The sequence below is a fragment of the Trabulsiella guamensis ATCC 49490 genome (assembly GCF_000734965.1).
Classification (GTDB): domain Bacteria; phylum Pseudomonadota; class Gammaproteobacteria; order Enterobacterales; family Enterobacteriaceae; genus Trabulsiella; species Trabulsiella guamensis.
The window spans coordinates 1-301 of the sequence record NZ_JMTB01000248.1 but is presented as its reverse complement, the minus strand read 5'-3'; the positions used below and the strand labels follow the sequence as shown (position 1 = coordinate 301).

Annotated in this window: 1 protein-coding gene and 1 pseudogene; both read right to left on the bottom strand. The window is 55.5% G+C overall.

Features of this window, described 5'->3' with window-relative positions:
- Positions 1-112 (bottom strand): lysis system o-spanin lipoprotein Rz1 (rz1, locus tag GTGU_RS25970; protein WP_245609652.1); only part of this gene is annotated, 112 nt, incomplete at its 3' end.
- Positions 63-239, bottom strand: a pseudogene (locus GTGU_RS26795) (lysis system i-spanin subunit Rz); the annotation flags it as partial. The gene rz1 and the pseudogene GTGU_RS26795, both read right to left, overlap by 50 nt.
- Positions 240-301: the final 62 nt, after the last annotated feature.

Genomic DNA, 301 nt, shown 5'->3' with positions numbered 1-301 from the left:
CCAGCAACATCAGAGAGTTCGACGGTGGCATCATTGCCCACGCTGGCGGTGCTGGTGGTTTCGGTTGAGGCTGACACTGGACACTTGCCTTTGACGAGCACCCTGCCACCATTATCAAGCCTGCGCTGAAGAGCATCATTTTCAGCTTTTGCATCTGCCAACTCCTTCGTGTATTTCGCATCCAGCGCGGCAACGTCCTGCTGACGTGTCTGCATGTCAGTAATTGTCGAGTTCGCCAGCGCCAGTTCATTTCTGGCGGCGTCCCGCTGGCCTTTGTATGTGATGGCGTTGTCTCGGTAGT